Here is a 2,621-nt window from a genome sequence, read left to right as displayed (position 1 = left end):
CCGGCGTCGCGCCATAACCGGCTTGTTTCACGGCTTCGGCGAGTCGGGCGGCGGTCACGTCGGGCGTGGCGTCGACGGTAGCCCGCTCAGTCGCGAGGTTGACCGACGCGCGCGTGACGCCCGGCACCTTCGCCAGCGCCTTTTCGACGCGCGACACGCACGACGCACAGGTCATCCCGTCGATGTCGAGTTCGATGCTGGCGGGCGCGGCAGGCGACGAAGGTGCGAACGCGGCGACACCGCCATCCGTTACGGTCGGCGTCGCGCCGTAGCCGGCCTGTTTCACCGTGTCCACCAGTTGCGCGGCGGAAACGTTCGCCGCGGCATCGACGGTAGCCCGTTCGGTCGCGAGATTGACCGACGCGCGCGTGACGCCCGGCACCTTCTCCAGCGCCTTCTCGACGCGCGACACGCACGATGCACAAGTCATCCCGTCGATATCGAGTTCGATGATGGTGCTGTCGGCCGGAAGCGGGTGGTGGGTAGTGGAAGCGACTGCGGCCATCGGCGTGGGCGACGCTTCGACAGGATGGGCATGCACGGCCGTGGCGGTTTCGAGCACCGGTGCACGCACGGCGGCGCGATAGCCGGCTGCACCGACGGCATCGACGAGTTGTGCGGCTTCGACCGTTTCATGCGCAGTTACTGTTGCCGCGTGTGCGTCGAGGTCGACCGTCGCCTCGACGACGCCCGGCACCGCGGCCAGCGCCCGTTGCACGCGGCCCGTACAGCCGCCGCAATGCATGCCGTCGATGCCCAGCTCGATCGTATGCAGCGCTGCGGAGGCAAGTGGTTCAGTCATGTCGGATTCCCTGAATGCGCGGCTCTTGCCGCCAATGATCCCAGTATCAACATTCCCATGATGGTAAGGTCAAGCGGCGCGTGATGCATTCGATGCAAGGCGTGCGGATCGGCTCAAGGCCAATACTGTCCACAGGGTGCCACGGCCCGGAAAAAGCGAACGCCCGGCTTCCGGGCGGAAAGCCGGGCGTTACATTTGCACGCGATCGCACGATCGCGCAGTCACGCGCAGAGCTTGGCGCTTGCGAGACGGTTCAGGCTGACGCCTTGTTCGGCGGCCTGGATCACCAGCGCGCGGTGGGCTTGCGGCGGGATGCGGACCTTGAATTCGCCGCTGTAGGTTCGATCGGCGATCGGCTCGGGCACCTTTTCGCCGTTCGCGGTCATGTCGCGCACGACATCGGCGACGAGTCGGCGAATGCCGGCCAACGCGCCTTCCGGTGTCGCGTCGAGCCACGAAAGAGACGGGAACTCCGCGCACAGGCCGACGTGCTCCCCGTCCTCCGGGGACCACGTTACGCGGTACGTAAAGTGGTCTTGGGTCATGATTTCTGTTCCTTCAGTCGGTCGATCGCGTCGAGAACCTGCCGCACCTGATAGGCCTTGGCTTTCCCTCTATCGTTCTGGATGTTCACTCGAGGATCGCCTTGCCACGGTGTCTTGAAAATGGCGTGGCTTGAACCGGATTGGCGGGCCTGGCCGAAGTGCGCCTCGCAGACCTTGAACAGATCGCCGAATCGCACATTCGCGGGCTCGCGCCTCATTTGCTCGAGGATCTTCCAATCGCTTGCCATGCTGAATGGTGTCAATAGTGACACCATTTGTCAATCCGGATAGCGGCTCGATCGACGCTGGGGCAGATCCGACGCCTGCTAGACCCGCTTCGATGCCGCCCCAATTTGCCTGAAGATCCGGCGAAATATTCCAGACCCGCTCGGCCCGCGGATACGCGCCGCCAGCTAATCGGCATATTGGGGGATGCCCTGAGGCGCTATGATACCGGCCTGACATCAGCGCCCGCCGTTATGAACCGTAGCGAAACGGTTGTCCGGGCAGGCTGGGGTGCCTTGTTTTCGCCAGTCGCAAATCGAACAAGGCGTTGACTGAAAAGAACGATATTCGGCCAGTAATCGATGATTGAAAACCAGCAGGAATCAGTTTCCCTGCGGCGCGCGTGCGCGTCGCTGGCCATGGCGGCGTTGCTCGCGGGGTGCGCGTCGCAACCGGACGCAATTCAGCGGAAAACCGGCTGGATGCGCGCGGAAGTCGCCGACTCCTACGTCTACGCGTATCCGCTCGTGCTGATGGACATCGCGAAGGAAGCGGCGACGGGCGGCGACGGTGCGCAACCGGGGCAGGCGCCGCTCAACACGCTGCGTCACGCGCAGGCGCTGCCGCCGGTCGGCGCGGTCAATCCGCCGCTGCCGGGCGTCGACACGCTCGACTCGACCGGCTGGCTCGACGTTGCCGCCGAACCCGTGATCGTCACGTTGCCCGACACGCGCGGCCGTTACTGGGATGCGCGCGCACTCGACATGTGGACGAACGTGCTGTGGTCGTCGTCGAGCGTGGCTGCACGCGGGGCGCGCGGCGGCGCGCGATCGCAAACGATTGCCTTCGCCGCGAAGGATTGGCAGGGCACGCTGCCGAAGGGCGCGGTCCGGATCGATGTGCCGTCGGCCAGCGCGTGGCTCGAAGTCCGGCTGCAGACGAGCGGCGGGCGCGACCTGACGAACGTGAAGAAGCTGCAGCGCGCGATCCGCGTGGTGCCGCTGTCCGTCTACACCGGCGACACGCGCGGCGCGTCGGTCGCGGTCCAT

Annotated in this window: 4 protein-coding genes; 1 reads left to right on the top strand and 3 read right to left on the bottom strand. The window is 65.7% G+C overall.

All coding sequences use genetic code 11. The annotated features are described in order from the left end of the window. From G3N99_RS38030 to G3N99_RS38020, 3 genes are all read right to left on the bottom strand, one after another. On the bottom strand, positions 1-802 hold an 802-nt coding region (locus tag G3N99_RS38030; protein ID WP_206124946.1), incomplete at its 3' end, for a copper ion binding protein. Positions 803-1,023: 221 nt separating this feature from the next. Further along, positions 1,024-1,347 (bottom strand): toxin-antitoxin system HicB family antitoxin, encoded by a 324-nt coding sequence (locus G3N99_RS38025; RefSeq protein WP_060074480.1) that lies wholly within the window; start codon positions 1,345-1,347, stop codon positions 1,024-1,026. Further along, positions 1,344-1,622: a toxin HicA gene (locus G3N99_RS38020; protein WP_206124945.1), complete on the bottom strand. Its 279-nt coding sequence runs from the start codon at positions 1,620-1,622 to the stop codon at positions 1,344-1,346. Before G3N99_RS38020 ends, G3N99_RS38025 begins: the two co-directional genes overlap by 4 nt. A gap of 312 nt (positions 1,623-1,934) precedes the next feature. Here G3N99_RS38020 and G3N99_RS38015 point away from each other — a divergent pair. After that, the coding region (locus G3N99_RS38015; RefSeq protein ID WP_206124944.1) for a DUF1254 domain-containing protein at positions 1,935-2,621 on the top strand (687 nt) is incomplete at its 3' end.

Origin of the sequence: Burkholderia sp. Ac-20392 (genome assembly GCF_017104585.1) — a bacterium.
GTDB classification, from domain to species: domain Bacteria; phylum Pseudomonadota; class Gammaproteobacteria; order Burkholderiales; family Burkholderiaceae; genus Burkholderia; species Burkholderia lata.
The sequence above is the reverse complement of the archived record's forward strand: the minus strand, read 5'-3'. Positions and strand labels throughout refer to the sequence as shown.